This is a genomic window from Paenibacillus farraposensis, assembly GCF_020736845.1.
Classification (GTDB): domain Bacteria; phylum Bacillota; class Bacilli; order Paenibacillales; family Paenibacillaceae; genus Paenibacillus; species Paenibacillus farraposensis.
This window is the reverse complement of the sequence record NZ_JAFFQR010000040.1, coordinates 1-209: the sequence shown is the minus strand read 5'-3', so window position 1 is coordinate 209 and position 209 is coordinate 1. Positions and strand designations below refer to the sequence as shown.

Annotated in this window: 1 protein-coding gene; it reads left to right on the top strand. The window is 52.6% G+C overall.

The features are described 5' to 3' along the window. On the top strand, positions 1 to 209 hold a 209-nt coding region (locus tag JO375_RS06850; RefSeq protein WP_229523747.1), incomplete at both ends, for a fibronectin type III domain-containing protein.

Below are 209 nucleotides of genomic sequence, written 5' to 3'. Positions count from 1 at the left end.
GCTACGAACACCACAGTGGCGTTGAAATGGACAGCAGTAACAGGAGCAACCGGATATGATCTGGAAGTGGACGGCGTGATCGTTCCCGTCAATGGTCTGGTTTATACAAAGAGTGCATTAGTGGCGAATAGCGAGCATGCGTTCCGAGTACGAGCGAAAACCGCAGCAGGAGTAGGAGCGTGGAGTGAGATCGTCACCGGTGTGACTTT